Here is a 21,397-nt window from a genome sequence, read left to right as displayed (position 1 = left end):
GGGAAACCGCCGAACCGGACGCAGTTCACAACTAGCGTACGACTTCGTACTCGTGCCCCAACGCCAGGCAATGACTCAGCCATTCCCCCAGGAACAGATTGAGCTGAGCCTTTTCATCCGGCTGATGCATCGCGGCGTTCGGGTAAGGATAGATGCCGCGAAAGCGTCGTGCATGTTCGGCGCTGACTACCTCAGCCATGCGCGCGTCGTGATAGACCTGCACTTCCAGTTGCGGCACCGGCAGCCAAGGCAGGCTGTGTTCCTGGCGCACCTGCAAAGTGGTGGTGTACGGACAGGTTTGCAGCACTTCGAGGGCCAGCACGCCAAGCATCTGCTCACCCTGAGTCACGGCGATGCGCCGCGCCTCGGGTTCGTTGCGCATGTCCGGCAGCAGTCGCATCAGGCGCGCGTAGTTGGCCTCGCAGGCGGCTTGCAGCCCCACGAGGTCGACTCGATAGCGATCGCGCAATTTGTTTACGACCATAACCCCCTCACTTCGGCGCGGTTCAGCGCCAGCCACTGCAAAGCGATGATGCTCGCCGCATTGGCAATGCGTCCGTCACGGACGGCCTGCAAGGCATCTTCAAAGGCCCAGACCGTGACGCGGATATCTTCTGCCTCTTCTTCCAGGCCATGCAGGCCGCCAACGCCGTCAGTGCTGCAACGCCCCAGATACAAATGCACGAACTCGTTGCTGCCGCCCGGCGACGGGAAATATTTGGTCATCGGCCACAAGGCCTTGATGTCCAGCCCAGCTTCCTCCTGCGCCTCGCGGTGAGCAACTTCTTCCGGTTGTTCATCCTTGTCGATCAGACCGGCGACCAGTTCGACCAGCCACGGATTGTCGGTCTTGCCCATGGCACCGACGCGAAACTGCTCGATCAACACCACTTCGTCGCGCTGTGGATCGTAGGGCAACATGCACACGGCATCGTGACGCACAAACACTTCACGGTTGATCTCACGGCTCATGCCACCGGCGAACAATTCATGGCGCAGGTGCAAACGGTCGAGTTTGTAAAAACCCTCGTAGCATCGCTCGCGTCGCACGACGTCGACGGTGGTCGGAATGGCGTTGGCAAAATCAGTCATGAGCATCCTCTTTACTGCAGATCCATTACGAGTTGCCGCTTGTTACTGGCAACCTCGACTTCGCGCCATCCTAACGCGCCCGAACGGTTTGATGCAGCCCCTTTACCGTCAGCGGGATGGACGGTGGAGGCGAAACCCACTCTAATTAGCTTAGTGGCGAACTGACTGCTTCTGCGAGAGTCGAAGCGGATATCTTTTTGCCTTCCCCTGCTTTCGAAAGGACGCCCATGTCGCTTTTCAAAATTGCCTCCGTGGCCGCCATCGCCCTGACTCTGGGCGCGTGCGCCAGCCTGTTCCAGCCCAATTACCGTACGCCGCTGGAAACCACCCGCGATGCATCGGAACAACTGAAACCGGGCTGTTCCAACCCGGATTGCCCGCTGGTAAACATCGACACCCTGCGCTTCCCGGCCGAACCTGCGCTGGACGGCATCATCGAAAAACGCCTGCTGCAAATGACCCGCACCGAGAAAAACGCCCCGGTGGCGCCAACCCTGGCGGCCTATCGCGATCAGTTTCTGGCCAGCGCCGGCCCGCGCAACAGCAGCTACCTGCAAGCGAAAGTACGCGAGCAGCATGACGGCTTGGTGATCATCGAGGTGTCGAGCTACCTCGACACCGGCGGTGCGCATGGCACCCCGGGTCGCGGTTTCATCAACTATTCGCGCCAGCAGCACAAGGTGCTGAACCTGTCCGACATGCTCATGCCGGGTCAGGAAGAGGCGTTCTGGAAGGCCGCGCAGGTGGCGCACAATAGCTGGTTGATCAGCACCAAGCTCGATCAGGAGCCGGAGTTCGTGGCGAACTGGCCGTTCGTGAAAACCCCGAACGTGGCGCTGACTTATGGTGGCGTGATCCTCAAGTACGACGTGACTACCATCGCGCCTTACGCGCTGGGCCACGTCGAACTGAAGATTCCTTATCCGCGCCTGAATGGCATTCTCAAGCCTGAGCTGTTTCCCGGCCGTAACTGAAAGCCCGGCCCAGCACGAGCTGCAACAGCCCTGCCAGTACCAGCGCCGGCAGGGTTGCGCCGACATCCGGATACAGATTTGCCAGCAAGTGGTAGGTGCTCACGCCACCCAGCCACGCCAACAGCGCCGGCCAGCGCAACGCGGCTGACGCGACCTGAGCACTGCGCTTGCGCAGGATGAAGTGATCCACCAGCACCACGCCGAACAGCGGCGCAAACACCGAACCGATCAGCAGCAGGAAATTCTGGTACTGCGCCAACGGCGCCAGCAATGCGATCAACGTGCAGATCACGCCGATGGCCAAGGCCAGATGCTCGACTTTCAGGCGCAACAGAATCCCGCTGGAAACCGCTGCCGAGTGAATATCGGCGAAGGCGTTTTCCGACTCATCGAGCAGAATCAGCAGCAGCGGAATGCCCAGACCGGCACCCGCCAGAGCCAGCAACAGCGCGTTGACTTCACCGCTTGGCGCGAAGGCCAACGTGTAGGCAACGCCGAGGCTCATCAGCCAGAAATTGCCGATGAAGAAACCGACCGCAGTTCCGCCGAAAACGTTCTTCGCACGCTTGCCGAATCGTGAGTAATCGGCGATCAGCGGCAGCCACGACAGCGGCATCGCAATCGCAATGTCGAAGCCCACGGCGAACGGCATCGAACCGTCACCGGCGCGCGACCAGAGATCGGCCAGATCAGCTTTGGCGAACAGGTTCCAGGTCAACCACAGGCACGCCGCCAACAGCAGCCAGATGCCCCACTTGCGCAGAATCTGCCGGACGAAAGTCAGCGGCCCGCTGACCGCGAGCAAGGTCGCCAGCGCGCCGAAAAACAGCGTCCACAACAGCGGGTTCGACCACAGCGAACCTTCGCTGAACGCGCGGGTACCGAGCAGGCTGGCCGCATCGCGCATGACGATAATTTCGAACGAGCCCCAACCGATCAGTTGCAGCAGATTGAGCAACGCCGGCAGGCTCGCGCCTTTGCTGCCGAGGCTCAGTTTGAGGGCGGCCATGGACGACAGGCCGGTATCGCTGCCGATCACGCCAACGGCGGCCAGCAACAGTACGCCGACCAGCGTGCCGAGGAAAATCGCCAGCAGCGAACCGGGCAGGCCGAGGCCAGGCGCGAGTAATGCGCCGGTCTGCAAAACCATCAGGCCGATGCCGAGGGAGAACCACAGGGAAAACAGATCGCGACCGCCGAACACACGCTTGTCGGCGGGTACGGCGAGGTCGGGGGAATAGGTGCTGGGTTGAATGCTCAAGGGTGTTATCTCAGAGGGACATTTGTTGTTGTGTTGATCATTAGCTAGCAGGCTGGGCCCATTGGAGGGGCTAACACTCCTCTGTAGGAGCTGCCGCAGGCTGCGATCTGTTGATCTTTTAAAACAGAGTCAAAAGATCGCAGCCTGCGGCAGCTCCTACAGGGAGGCACCCTTGCAGGCCCACCCTTTCAGGTCAGATCAAACCTTCTTGTACAGCTGACTGCCTTCCTTCTTGAACCGCTCGGCCTGTTCCGCCAGGCCTTGGGCGACGTCCACGTCGACCGCGTCGATCCGCTGGTTGGCCGCGTATTCGCGGACTTCCTGCGTAATCTTCATCGAGCAGAATTTCGGCCCGCACATCGAACAGAAATGCGCGACCTTCGCCGAATCCTTCGGCAGGGTTTCATCGTGATAAGAACGCGCGGTGTCCGGATCCAGGCCGAGGTTGAACTGGTCTTCCCAACGGAACTCGAAACGCGCCTTGCTCAAAGCGTTGTCGCGAATCTGTGCGCCCGGATGCCCTTTGGCCAAGTCCGCAGCGTGGGCGGCGATCTTGTAAGTGATGATCCCGGTCTTCACGTCATCCTTGTTCGGCAGACCCAAGTGCTCCTTCGGCGTCACGTAGCAAAGCATCGCGCAACCGAACCAGCCGATCATCGCCGCACCGATACCCGAGGTGATGTGGTCGTAGCCCGGCGCAATGTCAGTGGTCAGCGGGCCGAGGGTGTAGAACGGCGCCTCGTCGCAGCACTCGAGCTGCTTGTCCATGTTCTCTTTGATCAACTGCATCGGCACGTGGCCCGGGCCTTCGATCATGGTTTGCACGTCGTGCTTCCAGGCGATCTTGGTCAGTTCGCCGAGGGTTTCCAGTTCGCCGAACTGGGCGGCATCGTTGGCGTCGGCAATCGACCCCGGACGCAAGCCATCACCCAGCGAGAAGCTGACGTCATAGGCTTTCATGATTTCGCAGATTTCTTCGAAATGCGTGTAGGCGAAGTTTTCCTTGTGATGCGCCAGGCACCACTTGGCCATGATCGAACCGCCACGGGAAACGATACCGGTCACGCGTTTGGCGGTCAGCGGCACGTAGCGCAGCAACACGCCAGCGTGAATAGTGAAGTAGTCGACGCCCTGCTCGGCCTGCTCGATCAGCGTGTCGCGGAACAGCTCCCAGGTCAGGTCTTCGGCCGCGCCGCCGACTTTTTCCAGCGCCTGATAGATCGGCACTGTGCCGATCGGCACCGGCGAGTTGCGGATGATCCACTCGCGGGTTTCGTGAATGTGCTTGCCGGTGGACAAGTCCATGATGTTGTCCGCGCCCCAGCGAATACCCCAGGTCAGTTTCGCCACTTCTTCTTCAATGGACGAACCCAGGGCGCTGTTGCCGATGTTGCCGTTGATCTTCACCAGGAAGTTACGGCCGATGATCATCGGTTCCAGTTCGGTGTGGTTGATGTTGGCCGGAATGATTGCGCGGCCACGGGCGATCTCGTCACGCACGAATTCCGGGGTGATGATTTTCGGCACGCTGGCGCCGAAGCTGTGGCCCGGGTGTTGCTGATCGAGCAGGCCGGCGGCGCGGGCCACCTCGAGCTTCATGTTTTCGCGGATGGCGACGAATTCCATCTCGGGCGTGATGATGCCCTGACGCGCATAGTGCATTTGCGTGACGTTGGCGCCAGCCTTGGCGCGGCGCGGGTTGTTGACGTGGGCAAAGCGCAGTTTCGTCAATTCCGGATCGGCGAGGCGTTCGCGACCGAAGTTGGAACTCAGGCCCGCCAGGCGCTCGGTGTCGCCACGGTCGTCGATCCACGCCGAACGCACATCGGCCAGGCCTTTGCGTACGTCGATCACCACGTTCGGATCGGTGTACGGGCCAGAGGTGTCGTAGACGGTCACCGGCGCGTTGATTTCGCCGCCGAAGTCGGTCGGGGTCACATCGAGGGTGATTTCGCGCATCGGCACGAGGATGTCCGGGCGCGAGCCCTGAACGTAGACTTTTTGCGAACGGGTGAACGGCTTGACCGACTGCTCGTCGACCTTGGCCGAGTCACTCAGGTTGATCGCGTTTTTTGATTTTGTAGTCATCACGGGCTCTCCAGACAGCATCCAGGCAGTGGATTGTCGGAGCAGAACCTGAAAGGCACGGACGCACCAGGACCGGTGCTGTGCATCGTCGTCGAGCGTTCGATTGTCGAACAATTTCCCGGACGAAGCACAAGAGGACTCGCCGGGTGACGAGAAATCTTGTTCCCTACGCAGGCGCTAACCTGATCAGGTTCAACGGGATCCGAAATTATTCGATCTCAGCCTCATAGCAAGGCACCCCGACAAGAACCCGGCCAGTCTAGACACAACCGGCAAAGAACGCCAACACCGCAGCAATCACCATGATGAATGGCGCAAATACACAGGTTCGCCCGATTGTTGTGAGGCAAATGCGCAACTACACTCGCTTTGCCCCGCCACGCCTTGACGCTGCGGGGCCTGCGCCTTACCTTTGGCGCCCGGATTACTTCCATAATATTAATGCTAGGGATCGCCTCATGCTGCGCAAACTCTCACTGGCTGTTGCCGTGTCTTGTGCGTCCAACGCAATGGCCTGGGCAGCAGAAGCGCCCTTGTCGACCAAAACCGATCTGGTCAGCGTCTATCAGGAAGCGGTCGACAACAACGCCGACCTTGCCGCCGCCCGCGCTCAGTACGGTGCGCAGAAAGAAGTAGTGCCACAGGCCCGCGCCGGGTTGCTGCCAAACCTGTCGGGCGGTGCCGAAGTGGCCAATGTGCGCACATCGATCGATCAACCCTCGGCCACTGCCAATCGCAGCGCACACTCGTATCAGGCGACCCTGGCCCAGCCATTGTTCCGCGCCGATCGCTGGTTCCAGTACCAGGCCGCGAAGGACGTCAACGAGCAAGCCGCGCTGCAACTGTCGGCGACTGAGCAGAACCTGATCCTGCAATCGGCGGAAAGCTATTTCAACGTGCTGCGCAGCCAGGACAACCTCGCCTCGACCAAGGCCGAAGAAGCCGCATTCAAGCGCCAGCTCGACCAGTCCAACGAGCGCTTCGATGTCGGCCTCTCGGACAAGACCGACGTGCTGCAATCGCAAGCCAGTTACGACACCGCGCGGGCCAACCGAATTGTTGCGCAGCGTCAGGTCGATGATGCCTTCGAAGCGCTGATCACCCTGACCAACCGCCAGTACAACTCGATTCAGGGCATCGTCCACACATTGCCGATCCTGCCGCCGGCACCAAACGATGCGAAGTCCTGGGTCGACACGGCGGCGCGGCAGAACCTCAATCTGCTCGCCAGCAACTACGCCGTCAGCTCCGCCGAGCAGACCCTCAAGCAGCGCAAGGCCGGCCATTTGCCGACCCTCGATGCCGTGGCCAAGTACGAAAAAGGCGACAATGACGCCCTCGGCTTTTCCAACCCGAACGCCTTTGGCGTGCCGTATCGTGACAACGTCGAGCAGAGCACGGTCGGCCTGCAACTGAACATCCCGATCTACAGCGGCGGGCTGACCAGCTCGCAAGTGCGCCAGTCGTATGAGCAATTGAATCAGAGCGAACAACAGCGCGAATCCCTGCGCCGGCAGATCGTCGAGAACACCCGCAACTTGCACCGTGCGGTGAACACCGATGTCGAGCAGGTGCAGGCGCGTCGCCAGTCGATCATCTCCAACCAGAGCGCAGTGGAAGCCACAGAAATCGGTTATCAGGTCGGTACGCGCAACATCGTTGACGTGCTCGATGCGCAGCGGCAGCTGTACACCTCGGTGCGCAATTACAACAACACGCGCTACGACTACATTCTCGACAATCTGCGTTTGAAGCAGGCAGCGGGGACGTTGAACCCGGGGGATCTGGAAGATCTGCGGCGGTATCTGAAGGCTGACTACAACCCGGACAAGGACTTCCTCCCGCCGGATCTGGCCAAGGCGGCCGAGGCGCAGCTCAAGGCCCGGCCTTAAGCCTTAAAAACAAAAGATCGCAGCCTTCGGCAGCTCCTACAGAGGAACATTTTCCAATGTAGGAGCTGCCGAAGGCTGCGATCTTTTTGCTTACTTGATCAGTCTGCCCAAACCATCCAGCAAACGCTGCAACGCGCCCTGATTGCGGCGCATTACCGCCAGCCCGGCCTCGGCCATACGCTGCGCATCACGCGGCAATTCGAACAAGCGCTGAACTTCCACGGCCAGCCCTTCGGCATCATCGACCTCGGCCAACGCCCCGGCTTCACGCAATTGCGCGGCGATATCGAGGAAGTTGAACAGATGCGGGCCACTGATCACTGGCTTGGCCAAGGCTGCCGGCTCCAGCAGATTGTGCCCACCATTGGCCACCAGACTACCGCCGACAAACGCGCTGTCCGCCAGTGCATAGAGAAACAGCAACTCACCCATGGTGTCGCCGAGCAGTACGCTCGTCTGCGCATCGACATTGGCGCCGGTCGAGCGCCGCACCGTGGCAAAGCCTTCGCGCTGGCACAGTTCGAACACTGAATTGAAGCGTTCCGGGTGACGCGGCACCAGAATCAGCAACGCATCCGGGTGATTGGCCAGCAAACGACGATGGGCGTCGAGGATCACTTCGTCCTCGCCTTCGTGGGTGCTGGCGGCGATCCACACCGGACGCTCCAGCGCCTGCCATTGGCCACGTAGTTCAGCGGCGCGTTGCAGCAGTTGCGGGTCGATGGTCAGGTCGAACTTGATCGAACCGGTGACTTCGACTGTCTCTGCACGCGCGCCGAGATTACGGAAGCGCTGGGCTTCAGCTTCGGTCTGTACGGCGAAAAAGCTCATTTCGGCAAGCATCGGCGCGGTCAGCTTGCTGAAGCGGCCATAGCCGCGCGCCGAACGCTCGGACAAGCGTCCATTGGCCAGCGCCACCGGAATACCGCGCTTGGCGCACTGATGAATGTGGTTGGGCCACAGCTCGGTTTCCATGATCACCGCAAGCTTGGGCTGAACGCGATCAAGAAACCGCGCCGCCGCACACGGCAAGTCGTAGGGCAGATAGCAATGCTGTATGCGCGGCTCATTGGCGAACAGCGCCTGAATCCGCTCCGATCCGGTCGGCGTCATGCAGGTCACGGTGATCGGCAGCTGTGGATAACGTTGCAGCAAGGCGCGGATCATCGGTGCCGCAGCAATGCTTTCGCCCACCGACACCGCGTGCACCCAGATGCCGCCGGGTTGCAGTTTCGGCATGCCGTAGGAGAAGCGTTCGCCAATCCGTTTGGCGTACGCCGGCGCTTTGCGCGCCCGCAGCCACAGCCGAATCGCCACCAATGGCAGCCCCAGGTAAAACAGCGCGGTGTACAGAGTTCTATTCATGGCGGCGGAGTTTATCGGCTTTTGCCGCTGATCGCGCGCAAGTGCACGGCAAAACGTTCGGCCAGCCAGCGCGCGGCCGGGCCGAGTGGCTCGTCGCGGCGCCAGACCAGTTCCACCACCAGCGCTGGCGGCGTCCATTCGCTGTCGAGTTCGACCATCAAGCCCTGATAGGCCGAGTACTGCACCACATGGCGCGGCAACCAGGCCCAGCCGAGATCGCGCACCAGCCATTCGGACATAACGTAGAAACTGTCGGCACGCCATACCTGCGGGCTGGCCGGTTCGTTGCCGGGATAGACGCTGGTTTGCGTCGACATCAACAATTGCCGGTGTTGGGCCAGTTGCTGGCAGGTGACGTAAGACTGCTTCGCCAGCGGATGATTGATCCCGCAAACCGTGACCATTTCGACGCTGCCGAGCACGCGGCGCTCCAGCGCTTCAGGGATTTCGTCGTGATAGAACAGCAGGCCGAGATCGGCCCGGCGCTCGACCAGTTTGTGCGCGACCTCGCCTTGCGCGGCGCTGGTCAGTTGCACTTCAAGGCTGGGGAACTGCTCGGCCAGTTCACCGAAACTTTCTACCAGCGCTTGATACGGCATCGCCTCATCCTGGGCCACGCGCAGTTGCGCTTCCTGACCGCGCATCATCGCCATCGCCCGGCCATTCAGACGCTCGCATTGGCGCAGGACTTCACGCGCCTCTTCCAACAGCGCTTCGCCCGCCTCGGTGAGCGTTGGCTGGCGGCCGCTGCTACGCTCGAACAGGCTGACGCCCAAATCATCTTCGAGCATGGCAATCGCGCTACTGATCGCCGACTGCGCTTTGCGCTGTTGGCGTGCCACGGCGGAAAACGAGCGATGTTCGGCGACGTCGACAAACACCCGAAGTTGATCCAGATTCCACTGCATGCTGATTCGCCAACCCATCTTCAGAACAGATAGGTAATGACTTTACCCCATCTGGTGAATCACTAGAATGCCGCCTCAGCAAGCAACGTTTTACATTGAGGATTTGAACCATGAACGCCTACGCCTACCTGGCCATTGCCATCTGCGCCGAAGTGATCGCCACTGTGTCGATGAAAGCCGTCAAAGGCATCAGCACGCCGCTGCCGTTGGTGCTGGTTATCGTCGGCTACGCGATTGCATTCTGGATGCTGACGCTGGTGGTGCGTACCGTACCGGTCGGCGTGGCCTACGCGGTTTGGGCGGGCATGGGGATTGTGATGGTCAGCGTCGCGGCGCTGTTTATCTATGGGCAGAAACTGGATATCCCGGCGATGCTCGGGATGGCGTTGATCGTGCTGGGCGTCGTCGTCATCCAGCTGTTCTCGAAAACTGCCGGCCATTAACCGCCAGACACAATCCCCTGTGGGAGCGAGCCTGCTCGCGAATGCGGTATATCAGTCAACACATATATCGACTGGCATTCCCCCTTCGCGAGCAGGCTCGCTCCCACATTGGCTCCTATGTTCGGCCTGTTGATCATCGACAAATCCGCCCCTTTCCCGAGTCTGTATACTGCGCCCTCGTCTTGAACACTGAGGTCGCTGCATGCCATCCGTTATTTCCACCGACGTTCTGATTGTCGGCGCTGGTGTCGCCGGCCTCTGGCTGAACGCGCGCCTGCGCCGCCAGGGTTTTTCGACCGTGCTGGTGGAAAGCGCCAGCCTCGGCGGCGGGCAGAGTGTGAAGTCCCAGGGCATCATCCACGGCGGCGCCAAGTACGCGCTGCACGGCGCGCTGACCGGCGCCTCGGAAGCCATCGCCGACATGCCGCGCCGCTGGCGTGAAGCGCTGGCCGGTACCGGCGAGCTGGATCTTTCCGGCGTGCGCCTGCTGTCCGAGGCGCATTACCTGTGGTCGCCGGGCACCCTCGCCGGCAACCTCACCAGTTTCTTCGCCAGCAAAGCCGTGCGTGGCCGGGTCGATCAGGTCAAGGGCGAGCAATTGCCGCCAGCCCTGCAAGACAAACGCTTCAAGGGTAAGGTTTACCGTCTCGCCGAACTGGTGGTCGACGTGCCGAGCCTGATTCAGCGCCTGGCTGATCTGGCCGGTGACGGCCTGCTCGCCGGGCAAACCATCGAGCCACTGCTGGAAGCAGGCGTACTGGTCGGTTTGAAAGTCGACGGCCGCGAGATTCGTGCCCAGCGCATCGTCCTCAGCGCCGGCGCCGGCACTGCTCAACTGCTGGAAGATCTCGGCTTGAGCCAACCGGCCATGCAACGCCGCCCGCTGCACATGATCATCGCCAAAGGCCCTGGCCTCAAACCGCTGTACGCCCACTGCCTCGGTGGCGGCACCAAACCGCGGATCACCGTGACCACGCATCCGGCCGCTGATGGCCAGTGGGTCTGGTACATGGGTGGCGACATCGCCGAAAGCGAAGGTGTGAACCGCGAGCCGGCCGAGCAAATCGCTACCGCACAGAAAGAGATTGCGCAGTTGTTGCCTTGGATCGACCTCAGCACCACGCAATGGGCGACCCTGCGGGTTGATCGTGCCGAGCCGCTACAAACCGGGCTGACACGCCCGGACAATGCTTTCCTCGCCGAACAGGGGCGCTTGCTGGTCGGCTGGCCGACCAAACTGGCGCTGGCGCCGGATTTCGCTGACCGGGTCATCGCTTCCCTGCAACGCGACGGTGTCCAGCCACAGGCCGCCGAGCCCTTGCCGGCGCTGCCAAAACCACCGATGGGCGTTCCCGCCTGGGAGCAACTGCTGCCATGAGTATCGCCAACCTGCACGACCTGCACCGCCCTTTGGGCAGCACCGGCCTGATGGTTTCGCCACTGGGTCTGGGCACGGTCAAACTGGGCCGTGACCAGGGCGTGAAATATCCCAACGGCTTTCAAATTCCCGGCGACGACGAAGCGCAGATGCTGCTGCGTCAGGCGCGTGAACTCGGCATCAACCTGATCGACACCGCCCCGGCCTATGGCCGTAGCGAAGAACGCCTCGGCCCGCTGTTGCGTGGTCAGCGTCAGGATTGGGTGATCGTCAGCAAGGTCGGCGAAGAGTTCGCCGACGGCCTCTCGCATCACGATTTCAGCGCAGCGCACACGCGAATGTCGGTGGAGCGCAGCCTGCAACGTCTTGAAACCGATTTTATCGACCTGGTGCTGGTGCATTCCGACGGCAACGACATGGCGATCCTCGAGCACGAAGAGGTGTACGCCACCCTCGCGGCGCTCAAGGCCGAAGGCAAGATTCGCGGCTTCGGCTTCTCCGGCAAAACCGTCGAAGGTGGCCTCAAAGCACTGGAGCAAGGCGACTGCGCGATGGTCACCTACAATCTGAACGAACAAAACGAAAAGACTGTCATTGACTATGCTGCTGCCCACGGCAAAGCCATTCTGGTGAAAAAAGCCCTGGCCAGTGGTCACGTCTGTTTGAGTCCGGGCGTGGACCCGGTGCGCGCCAGCTTCCAATTGCTGTTCGCGCAACCTGGCGTAGCCAGTGCTATTGTCGGCACGATCAATCCGCTGCACCTCGCCCACAACGTTGCGACCGTTGCCCAGGTCCTACGTGGTCACTGACGCCGCCTCGCGGCCTTAAGCAGGAGCCGATATGCCGCGCACGCTCATCAGAAAGAACCCGAGCAACTTCAAGACCCTGCCGCTGTTCGTCGAAGCTACCCCCGAAGGCCTGACCTACCAGAGCGTCGGCATGCCGCTGAATTTCGCGCAGACCTTGCAGCGGCGCAAACCGGTGAGCGTGGCCGATGCCGAGCGTTTCTCGCTGGAATTGGCCAATCTCGGTGTTTCGGTGCGCCTCACCCTGCATTGGCAGAATCGCGATTATTGGGTGCTGGTGCGCCAGCGCCGACAGGATCGCGGCGACGTGGTGCTTAAATTGATTTCCGGTTACGTGCCGGCCCACGAATTGAACATTCCCCTGCACACGGCCATTCAGGAAATTGCCGAAGAGTGCTTGCTGGAGACGCCGGAAGGCTGGCTCGGCGGACGCTTCAACGACACCTGGCTGCCGGCGCCCTACTCCGCTGCACTGCATTATCGCGAAGCGCTGCCGTTTCGCCTGACGCCGTTGTCCGGCTCAGCGCGACCGATACGTAGCGCCAATCTGCAATTGCTCGAACGGCCTCGGGCCTACGTGCACCTGCCGACCGCGTCACTGCAATTGATTTACGATTTGCGCCTGGATGTGCCCAAGGAAGCCAAATCCCTGAGCCTGTTCCACGTTGACGAGCGTCTTGAAGGTGATCAACTGGTTGCCCGACTCGACCGCAAGCGCCCCGACTTGTACTTGATGCCACTCAAGGACGGCGCGCCACTGGCCGAGTTGTACACGCTCAAGCGCGACAAACTTTTGCCGGCCAGTACTCGCGGACTTTATCTGGCCGAGAGTTTCGCGACCCAGGAGGGCTGGGTCGTGCGCGACGAGCGGATTCGCTGGAAGGACTGGGTCGTACAACAAGGCCTGCAACCGGCAAAGCCTCCTCGCGCAGGCCTCAAGCAATTGAGTCTGAAGGCATTGCGCCTGGTGGGTATCGGCAAGAAACGCGCGAGCAAATAGCCCACTGACATCTTTTATTTCGGGCGAAACAGCTTTTGCCACCAACGACGAGGTTGCAGGGGCACCACGATAACGTCTGAAGCCTGAAGCCAGTTGCGCTCATAATCCCAGGCATGACCACCCCACAGTTTTCCTGCTTCGTTGGAAAACCCCAGGGTCATGAGCTGATAGGTAAAACCGGCATAGCCGCGCAACCAGTCGAACAGCACCAGTGTGCTGAACCCCGTAGAAGGTCCAGCGTAGAGCTTGCCTGAGGGTCGAGTGACCGGATAGTTCAACAGCGGCGGCAAGGGAATACGATCCATGTACATGGCCACCCCCGGCAACGCAGACATCGGCGTTATAGACCCCAACAACAGGGTGAAACAACGCTCGCTCGCGTGATCCAACAGCCGCTGAACATCAGGTCCGCAGGGCAACCCGAAAAAGTACGCATCCGGCGCATTGCATCCGTGCACGAAAATATTCACGCTTTGCGAATTGAGCAGTGGTGCCTTGATGCAGGTATTGAAACTGACGACGACGTCATTGGCGCCAATGTTCAGCGCCTGAAAATCCGCCGCCGTGATCGCTGGATTGTTCGCGATCAGGACGACCCGGCCCGCACGACTCAGACACTCACGCAATGCCTCAGGCAACGCGTCCACAATAGACTGGTCACCGCCAGGTAATGCACCCGGCGCCCTGTGCTCGTTTTTCATTCAGTCCAGTACCTTCATGCCGTAACGCAACTTGACCCAGAACCGCGTGAACGCCGAGGGCGGTTGCCATGGGCGCATTTCGCGCTGGATTTCAGTCGCGAGGGCCTTGCCGACACGGGCGAAAGAATAGCGACTTTCTGCAAATGCCTGACCGTTGCTGGCGATACGCTGCGCCAGTTGCGGGTCATCCTGCAGCAGTTTGATCTTTTCCACCGCCTCTTCTTCGCTACGATAAAACACGGTGTTGTGCATGTCTTCGAAACCGAGCAACCGGTCTTCTTCGCCCTGACTCCAGGCCAGCAGTACACAACCGCAGGCCATGGCTTCGAAGTTCTTGATCATGAACTCGTTCATGCCGATGTCGGCACTGACGAAGATCTTGATGCGATTGAGCGTTTGCAGGTACTCCGCGCCTGACTTGGTGCGGGTCACCAGCATCCCGGTACGCTGCGAAAGCGACTCGAGCATGGCTTTGCGCTCGGCATATTCGGTACTTTTCAGGCTGCCAAGAAAGCCGATCGGTATGTCCCGCTCGACACCGGTGTTGTGCAGCATCTGTTCGTCATAGCCTTTGGAGACGAACACTGTGTCGATGCCTTCAGCCAGCATCTTGCGCGCGACCACAGCCCCGGACACCAGCGCCCGGCAACTCGGCAGACGACGGTAAAGCCGTGAATACACGCCACGGTACTTACTCGCCGGCATGTAGTTCTGGTAGGCATCGTGCTCGAGGAAGATCAGCCCGGGAATGCATTTAAGCACCTGCAGTTGCGTGGCCAGACGCTTGACCCGGGAGAAAATCACCACGCGATCGAAGGTCTGGTAATCGACCGAGGCCAGAAACGACCCCAGATTCAACTGTTGCTGTTTGCTCAAACGAAAGATGAAACATTCATCACAGTTCTGCTGCACGATGTCGTAGAGCCGGTCGAGAATGACCCGCTGCTCGTCCATCACCAGGAGCATGACTTTCATAAGTTAATTGACCACGCGACGTAGGCAGGCAAGCGCATCGGATTCAAAGCTGCCTACATCAACGGAAACGGTAAAATCCCCAAGGCAAAATCCGTTCACACGCAGTACACAACGGTAAAAATTCATCTGATCAACGACTGCGGATCTTCTCGACAATCGCAGTTGTCGAGCTGTTTTCCACAAGCCCCAAGACCTTCACGGTGCCGCCATAAGCGCTGACGATATCGGCGCCGACCACCTGATCGATGCCGTAATCGCCGCCCTTGACCAGCACATCCGGTTTGACCTCGCGCAGCAGGTTTTCCGGGGTGCCTTCAGGGAAACTGATCACCCAGTCCACCGCGCCGAGGCCGGCAAGAACCGCCATGCGTCGATCAACGCTGTTGATCGGACGGCCCGGGCCTTTGAGGCGGCTGACCGAAGCATCATCGTTGACCGCGACAATCAAACGATCGCCCTGTGCCCGCGCCTGTTCGAGGTAGGTGACATGCCCGGCATGGAGGATGTCGAAGCAGCCGTTGGTGAAGACGATCCTTTCGTTGTGCGCGCGGGCATCGGCCACGGCGAGCAGCAACTGCTCAAGACCCAGCACTCCACGCTCGGAACCTTCTTCACGCTGGATGGCGCGACGCAGTTCCGGAGCACTGATGGCCGCCGTACCGAGTTTGCCAACCACGATGCCTGCGGCCAGATTGGCCAGCGCAACGGCGTGGGGCAGGTCTTCACCGGCAGCAATCGCTGCGGCCAGGGTAGAAATCACCGTGTCACCGGCACCGGTGACGTCGAACACTTCACGGGCACGCGCCGGCAGGTGCAGCGCCGGCTGATCCGGGCGCAGCAGGGTCATGCCATGCTCGCCGCGCGTTACCAGCAGCGCGCCGAGTTCGAGGTCGTGCATCAACGCAGCGCCCTTGCTCACCAGCTCATGCTCATCGACGCAACCGCCGACGATGGCTTCGAATTCGCTGAGGTTCGGGGTGATCAGGCTGGCACCACGGTAGATCGAGAAATCCTTGCCTTTCGGGTCGGCCAGCACCGGGATGTTTTTCGCCCGCGCCGCCTGAATCAACGCCTGATGGTTTTTCAGCGCGCCTTTGCCGTAGTCGGACAACACCAGCACCTTGATGCCTTCGAGCAAGTCATCGACCTGCGAACCGAGGGCAAGGGCGTCGGTGGCGAACGGTTCTTCAAAGTCGATACGCAGCAGTTGCTGGTGCCGGCTCATGACCCGCAGCTTGACGATGGTTGGCTGGTGCGCGATGCGCTGGAACAGGGCTCGTACGCCCGCGCCTTTGAGACTGTTGCTCAGGCTGTCGGCGGCTTCGTCGTCGCCGGTCACACCGACCAGCGACGCCGGCGCACCCAGCGCGGCAATGTTCAAGGCAACGTTCGCGGCGCCACCCGGACGGTCTTCGATCTGCTCGACCTTAACCACCGGCACTGGCGCCTCAGGGGAAATCCGTGAGGTTCCGCCATGCCAGTAACGGTCGAGCATGACATCGCCGACTACCAAGACCGGGGCTTGATCGAAACGCGGCATGGACAACTTCATGGAGCAACCCACATACAAAATGAACAGGGGCGCGATATTAACACAGGGAAAAGCCCCGTCCGCCTCAATCTGAAAGGTCGCGCACCCAGAACAATTCGTGGCGCCGGACAGCCTTGCGGAAAAACTCGTTACTGCCTGTAACAGGCCAGCGACGACCGGCCAGCCCCTGCTGGATCCAGCGGCGCAATTGCCGTTTGAATGCCTGCCCGCCCTGCAGATCGTGCTCCATGGCCAGCGCCATGGCTTTGTCCAGCTGCAAGTCCGCTGACAACAGCGGACTCCACAACCGATCCGCCGGCAATGCTTCGATGGCTGGCGGCAGCGCGATCCCCGCACCGGCAGGGCCCATCGGCCAGCGGTCGTTGTCATGCAGGTGATTGGCGTACAGCAGCAGGGTCGTCGGCTTCCAACTGCTCAGGCCAACGGCCTCAAGCAGCGCTTGAGTGGACGCGACGTGATCGCTGTGTGGATCCAGCTCGGGATGCGGTGTCACCACAACCTCTGGACGGTAATGCTCCAGAAGCGCCGTCAGGTCACCGACCAGATTCTGCCAGGTCGGCTGCCCGTCGACGTCGGCGGGCAAGGTCAGCGGATTGTGTCGACGCACACTGCGCACATCGCTTTCCTGCGACTCGCGGGAGCCAAATGGAGTGGCTGGCTCTGCAGCCATCGAAGGCAATTGCAGGCAGTAATAGCCCAGTTGCACGCAACGCTCGGCAGGCACGCCGCCCCACAGCGGAATCGTCAGGCTGTCCCAACTGCGCAAACGCCCCTTCAACCGCGCGGCGGCCGCCTGATCCAGGCCCAGGCGCTGGAAATCTTCAGCTTCGATCTCGCCTTGGGTCAGGGTGACGATGCTGACGTCTTCGCTACGGCTGTAAAGGCCGAATGCCGCAAGCTCGGCATCATCGGCATGGGGGGCGATGACCATGACGCGCTGGCGACTGTAGTCACGGTTCGCCATGATCCACAACGTGCCCACGGCACTCACCGCGCAATATCGGCCGCGCAGGTTCAGCGTGCCCTGCTCAAGTGCCTCTGCCTGCCCGGAAAGATTGATGAAACGCCGCCCCTTCACCCCGCGCTCGAAGTCCTGGCGATCATCCCCCACCGCAATGTAGGGATCGAGCCAGCGCCCCAGCCAGCCGGCCTTCAATTCAAGCTCGAGAATGAGCGTTTCGCCCGCTGCCAACGGCCCGTTCAGGCGCACCACGCCGCCGTCCAGATTGACCGCTTGACGTGCCGTGCCCACAGGAAAATCGTATTGGTAGTCGTCGGATGGCCGATAAAACAAGTGATCGGCAAACCACGCTTCGTGGGCAACCCAGGCCAGCACCAATAACAGTGGCACCAGCCACCAGCCGACCAGAAACCCGATCAGCAACAGCGCCACCAGAAAGCCGATGAGGAACAGACGCTTGCTGCGCCGGTGGGCCTTGAGAAGCTGTTGCTTGCGAGCGCTCATCAGTTCAGACCTTGTAGACCGGGACCGTGTGGCACCAGCGATCCTTGTACTCACGGTCGGCACGACCGAATGAATAACGCAACGGCTTGCCCAGCGCCTGCGCGTCGGCCCAGGCTTGCTGGGTATTGACGAAGCTCAGCACGCTACCGGGGCTGAACTCACGACTCTGCGGGTCGACGCCGCCATTGATATATTCCAGCGAAACCCACTGCGGCGCCTCGACGCGGTACAAAACCTGAATGGCCACGGGTGCCGATTCGAGCATGGCCACAGAACCGGTCATGAATTCACGCAACAGCGTGAAGACCTCGGCGAGGCCAGCCTTGCCTGGCACTTCGAAGCCCCAGCGGCGCTCAAACAGATCACCGTAAGCCTGCGCCTGCTCGGCCGGAGAAAACTCGGACATCGGCACCAGCGAACCACCCGCTTCTTCGAGCAGGCGCTGTTCGCGGCGCTGGTTGTAGCGAAACTTCTTCGAATACTCTTCCGGCAACCGCGCCAGAGCCAAGCCCTCGGGCTGCACTTTCAAGGTGCTGATCTGCTCGGCATTGAGCTGGGAGACATAAGCCATACGCTGGCGCACCGGTACGACGACATCGGGGGCAATCGGCAGGATGATCTCCGCGTTGCCCATGTCCAGCAATCCACGCTTGCCCTCACGCTTGAGCACTTCCTTGGACAAGGCAACATGACGGCCCCAGCAAGGAATGGCGGCCACTACTTCACCGCCAACGACCCAGCCCAGATAACGCAGTTCGATATCCACGAACGCCGACAGTCGCTCGACCACCTCGGGATGCGTGGCGAAGCTGCCGCCGAAACGCTGCCAGGCCCGGGCGTAGGCATCGCGGTCGATTTCAGTCCAGCCACGCTCACGAAAGCTGCGAAACATCGTCAGCATACGTTGGTCGCGTGGGCCGGCAGAGGTTCATCGCCCTCTTCAAACTCTTTGGCGTGCAGGCGGGAGTAGTAGCCGTTCTGCTGCAGCAATTGCGCGTGGGTACCGCGCTCGACGATCCGGCCTTCGTCCATGACCAGAATCAGGTCAGCCTTCTCAATGGTGCTCAAGCGGTGAGCGATCACCAGGGTCGTGCGGTTTTGCACCACATGATCCAGCGCCGCCTGAATATGTCGCTCCGACTCGGTATCGAGGGCGGAAGTAGCCTCGTCGAGAATCAGCAGCGGCGCATCCTTGAGCAGCGCCCGAGCGATGGCGATGCGCTGGCGTTGGCCGCCAGACAGCAACACGCCGTTTTCACCGACCAGGGTTTCGTAACCTTCCGGCATCTTGACGATGAATTCATCGGCATAGGCCTCGGAAGCGGCCCGCTTGACCTCCTCGAACGGCGCACCCGCCAGATCGCCATAAGCGATGTTGTTGGTCACCGAATCGTTGAACAGCGTGACCTGCTGGGTCACCAGCGCAATCTGGCGACGCAGACTGTGCAAGGTGAAGTCCTGCACGCGCACGCCGTCGAGCAGAATCTCGCCCTGTTCATGCTGATAGAAACGCGGAATAAGCCCGGCAAGGGTCGACTTGCCGCTGCCCGAGCGCCCCACCAGCGCGACCATTTGCCCCGGCTCAACGACAAAACTGATGTCATTGAGCACCTGCTTGTCAGTGTCCGGGTACTGGAAACTGAGGTTACGCACTTCCAGACGGCCCTCAAGGCGATCGCGCTCGACCGTGCCCTGATCCACTTCAGCCGGCTCATCCAGTTGCTCGAAAATACTTTCGGCACCGGCCACGCCTTTCTGAATGGTCGAGCTGACTTCCGAGAGCTGGCGAATCGGTTTTGGCAACAAACCGGCCATGGTGATGTAAGCCACCAGATCGCCCGGCGATGCGTCGCCACGAAGGTACAGCACGAGGAACATGACCACGGCCATGGCGCTGTAAGTCACCAGTTGCAACATCGGCGTGTAAACAGCGCCGGTCTTGGTCATCGTCAACTGCTTGTCGGTGTTGCTCTGGCTGGCATCGCGAAAGCGATCCTTTTCGTACTGCTCGCCGCCAAAACTGCGCACAACGCGGTAGCCATGAATGGTCTCGGACGCGACGTGGGTGACGTTACCCATCGAGACCTGGATCTTCTTGCTTTGCTTGCGAAATTTTTTGCTGGTGCTGCTCACCATCAAGCCGATCAACGGCAGGATGGCGACCATCACCAGCGTGAGCTTCCAGTTCATCCACAACAGCGTGCAGAACAGGAAAATCACGGTCATGCCTTCACGAATGACCACCTTGATCGCGTCGGTTGCCGCGCCGGTGACCATCGTCACGTTAAAGGTGATGCGGGAAATCAGGTGGCCGGAATTGTTCTTGTCGAAGAAGCGATTGGGCAACTCCAGCAATTTGTTGAACAGCACCACCCGCAGGTCATGCACCAACCCCAGGGAAACCCGGGCCAGGAAGAAGTTGCCAAGGTACGAACCCACGCCCTGCAGCAGCGCGATGAGCACGATCATCAGCGGCACGGTTTCGAGCAACTGCAATTTGCCCAGATAAGGGTTACCCGGGAACAGGCTGGCTTCAGGATTGGCCAGGCCATCGACGAAATACTTGAGGATGTAAGCGAGCATCGGTTGAGTCGATGCGAAGATCAGAAACCCGACGATACTGAGAAGGAAGAGACCGGCATAAGGCCGCACGTAAGCCAAAAGGCGGAAATAGATCGCCAGCGTTGACTGGGCTTTCGGTTCAGGACTGCTCATGGTGATCCGCGCAATTCAGTGAGGCGCCGATGATATCACACGCGTTTTTGCCCCGATAAACATGACTTCAAGCCAGCCTTCGACCAAGTCGGTTAAGATACCCCGCTAATGATGGGGAGCCCGATATGCAATCGATTGATCAACGCACTTACGAGGCACTGCGCAAGGGTGCACACGTACTGGAGGCCGACGGCTCCGGCGACAAAGTGCTCAGATTGGCCGATGGACGCATGCTCAAGCTGTTCCGCCGCAAGCGGCTGCTCAGTTCGGCGCTGTTCTACCCTTATGCACAACGCTTTGCCGACAATACCCGCGCACTCGAACAGCGCGGCATCCTCTGCCCGAAAGTCATCGCGGTCTATCGCATCCCGAGCATCGAGCGTGACTGCGTGTATTACAGCCCACTCGCGGGCAACACCGTGCGCCAGTTGCAGGGCACCAGCGAAGGGACTGACTCACTGAGATTTCAACTGGGCGCGTATTTCGCTCAATTGCACGAGAAAGGTGTGTACTTCCGGTCGCTACACTTCGGCAACGTCGTTCTGACACCCGACAACCATCTGGGTCTGATCGATATCGCCGACCTGCGCTGTCAGAAACGCGCACTCAGTGACAGCAAGCGCCTGCGCAACTTCGCCCACTTGCTGCGCTACAAGGAAGACCGGCAGTGGTTGCTGGGCGAGGACGCTGGCGATACGTTTATCGAAGGCTACCGACAAGCGTTGCCGAGCAACCGGCAGGCGCCACTGATCTCGCGCCTGCGTCCGCTGCTGGGTTGAGCC

The 21,397-nt window shown here is 60.5% G+C and carries 19 protein-coding genes and 1 riboswitch; of the genes, 7 read left to right on the top strand and 12 right to left on the bottom strand.

What is annotated here, in order from left to right:
- Positions 1-31: 31 nt before the first annotated feature.
- Both M5G26_RS24580 and M5G26_RS24575 read right to left on the bottom strand, forming a co-directional pair.
- Entirely contained in the window at positions 32-484 is a 453-nt protein-coding gene (locus M5G26_RS24580; protein WP_016985685.1) for a DUF1249 domain-containing protein, read from the bottom strand.
- Positions 475-1,092, bottom strand: coding sequence for an NUDIX domain-containing protein (locus tag M5G26_RS24575; protein ID WP_034151670.1), 618 nt, complete (start codon positions 1,090-1,092; stop codon positions 475-477). The genes M5G26_RS24580 and M5G26_RS24575 overlap by 10 nt, the downstream gene beginning before the upstream one ends.
- A 227-nt stretch (positions 1,093-1,319) precedes the next feature.
- Between M5G26_RS24575 and M5G26_RS24570 the strand changes: the two genes are divergently transcribed.
- A complete protein-coding gene (locus tag M5G26_RS24570; protein ID WP_038360290.1) occupies positions 1,320-2,066 on the top strand; it encodes an RsiV family protein in 747 nt (248 codons plus the stop codon).
- On the opposite strand, the gene cytX is transcribed toward M5G26_RS24570, so the two are convergent.
- Both cytX and thiC read right to left on the bottom strand, forming a co-directional pair.
- Positions 2,035-3,327 carry a putative hydroxymethylpyrimidine transporter CytX gene (gene cytX / locus M5G26_RS24565; protein ID WP_273916695.1) on the bottom strand — a complete coding sequence of 431 codons (1,293 nt, stop codon included), beginning with the start codon at positions 3,325-3,327 and terminating at the stop codon, positions 2,035-2,037. The two genes, M5G26_RS24570 and cytX, sit on opposite strands and share 32 nt — an antisense overlap.
- Before the next feature lie 198 nt (positions 3,328-3,525).
- Positions 3,526-5,415, bottom strand: coding sequence for a phosphomethylpyrimidine synthase ThiC (gene thiC / locus M5G26_RS24560; protein WP_122599339.1), 1,890 nt, complete (start codon positions 5,413-5,415; stop codon positions 3,526-3,528).
- Positions 5,416-5,561: 146 nt separating this feature from the next.
- A riboswitch (TPP riboswitch) is annotated at positions 5,562-5,667 on the bottom strand.
- A gap of 206 nt (positions 5,668-5,873) precedes the next feature.
- Here thiC and M5G26_RS24555 point away from each other — a divergent pair.
- On the top strand, positions 5,874-7,307 hold the full coding sequence (locus M5G26_RS24555) for a TolC family outer membrane protein (protein WP_038360286.1): 1,434 nt from the start codon (positions 5,874-5,876) through the stop codon (positions 7,305-7,307).
- 90 nt (positions 7,308-7,397) lie between these two features.
- Here M5G26_RS24555 and waaA read toward each other — a convergent pair whose 3' ends face one another.
- The gene (waaA, locus tag M5G26_RS24550) at positions 7,398-8,672 is read right to left on the bottom strand and encodes a lipid IV(A) 3-deoxy-D-manno-octulosonic acid transferase (RefSeq protein ID WP_273916694.1); all 1,275 of its coding nucleotides are present in this window, start codon (positions 8,670-8,672) and stop codon (positions 7,398-7,400) included.
- Positions 8,673-8,683: 11 nt separating this feature from the next.
- Positions 8,684-9,580, bottom strand: coding sequence for a LysR family transcriptional regulator (locus M5G26_RS24545; RefSeq protein ID WP_150693012.1), 897 nt, complete (start codon positions 9,578-9,580; stop codon positions 8,684-8,686).
- A gap of 110 nt (positions 9,581-9,690) precedes the next feature.
- Here M5G26_RS24545 and M5G26_RS24540 point away from each other — a divergent pair, with 110 nt between their 5' ends.
- The 4 genes from M5G26_RS24540 to M5G26_RS24525 all read left to right on the top strand — a co-directional run bounded on the left by M5G26_RS24540 (position 9,691) and on the right by M5G26_RS24525 (position 13,207).
- The gene (locus M5G26_RS24540) at positions 9,691-10,023 is read left to right on the top strand and encodes a DMT family transporter (protein ID WP_007915730.1); all 333 of its coding nucleotides are present in this window, start codon (positions 9,691-9,693) and stop codon (positions 10,021-10,023) included.
- 202 nt (positions 10,024-10,225) lie between these two features.
- Entirely contained in the window at positions 10,226-11,401 is a 1,176-nt protein-coding gene (locus M5G26_RS24535) for an NAD(P)/FAD-dependent oxidoreductase (protein WP_134175870.1), read from the top strand.
- Positions 11,398-12,210 carry an aldo/keto reductase gene (locus tag M5G26_RS24530; RefSeq protein WP_134175871.1) on the top strand — a complete coding sequence of 271 codons (813 nt, stop codon included), beginning with the start codon at positions 11,398-11,400 and terminating at the stop codon, positions 12,208-12,210. Before M5G26_RS24535 ends, M5G26_RS24530 begins: the two co-directional genes overlap by 4 nt.
- A gap of 31 nt (positions 12,211-12,241) precedes the next feature.
- Positions 12,242-13,207, top strand: a complete 966-nt coding sequence (locus M5G26_RS24525) for a hypothetical protein (protein WP_038360273.1) — start codon at positions 12,242-12,244, stop codon at positions 13,205-13,207.
- 14 nt (positions 13,208-13,221) lie between these two features.
- Here the strand turns inward: M5G26_RS24525 and M5G26_RS24520 are convergent, their stop codons facing one another.
- From M5G26_RS24520 to msbA, 6 genes are all read right to left on the bottom strand, one after another.
- Positions 13,222-13,908, bottom strand: a complete 687-nt coding sequence (locus M5G26_RS24520; protein WP_038360270.1) for a hypothetical protein — start codon at positions 13,906-13,908, stop codon at positions 13,222-13,224.
- Positions 13,909-14,883 (bottom strand): glycosyltransferase family protein, encoded by a 975-nt coding sequence (locus tag M5G26_RS24515; protein WP_038360267.1) that lies wholly within the window; start codon positions 14,881-14,883, stop codon positions 13,909-13,911.
- Positions 14,884-15,013: 130 nt separating this feature from the next.
- Positions 15,014-16,435 carry a bifunctional D-glycero-beta-D-manno-heptose-7-phosphate kinase/D-glycero-beta-D-manno-heptose 1-phosphate adenylyltransferase HldE gene (gene hldE / locus M5G26_RS24510; protein ID WP_038360264.1) on the bottom strand — a complete coding sequence of 474 codons (1,422 nt, stop codon included), beginning with the start codon at positions 16,433-16,435 and terminating at the stop codon, positions 15,014-15,016.
- 64 nt (positions 16,436-16,499) lie between these two features.
- Positions 16,500-17,900 carry a PIG-L deacetylase family protein gene (locus M5G26_RS24505; RefSeq protein WP_273916693.1) on the bottom strand — a complete coding sequence of 467 codons (1,401 nt, stop codon included), beginning with the start codon at positions 17,898-17,900 and terminating at the stop codon, positions 16,500-16,502.
- Positions 17,901-17,904: 4 nt separating this feature from the next.
- A complete protein-coding gene (locus M5G26_RS24500; protein WP_273916692.1) occupies positions 17,905-18,801 on the bottom strand; it encodes a GNAT family N-acetyltransferase in 897 nt (298 codons plus the stop codon).
- Entirely contained in the window at positions 18,795-20,615 is a 1,821-nt protein-coding gene (gene msbA, locus M5G26_RS24495; RefSeq protein WP_134175875.1) for a lipid A export permease/ATP-binding protein MsbA, read from the bottom strand. Before msbA ends, M5G26_RS24500 begins: the two co-directional genes overlap by 7 nt.
- 125 nt (positions 20,616-20,740) lie before the next feature.
- On the opposite strand from msbA, the gene M5G26_RS24490 reads away from it, so the two are divergent.
- Positions 20,741-21,394: a lipopolysaccharide kinase InaA family protein gene (locus tag M5G26_RS24490; protein ID WP_134175876.1), complete on the top strand. Its 654-nt coding sequence runs from the start codon at positions 20,741-20,743 to the stop codon at positions 21,392-21,394.
- Positions 21,395-21,397 lie beyond the last annotated feature (3 nt).

Origin of the sequence: Pseudomonas sp. TNT2022 ID642 (assembly GCF_028656995.1) — a bacterium.
Lineage (GTDB): Bacteria > Pseudomonadota > Gammaproteobacteria > Pseudomonadales > Pseudomonadaceae > Aquipseudomonas.
This window is presented reverse-complemented; position numbering and strand designations above follow the sequence as displayed.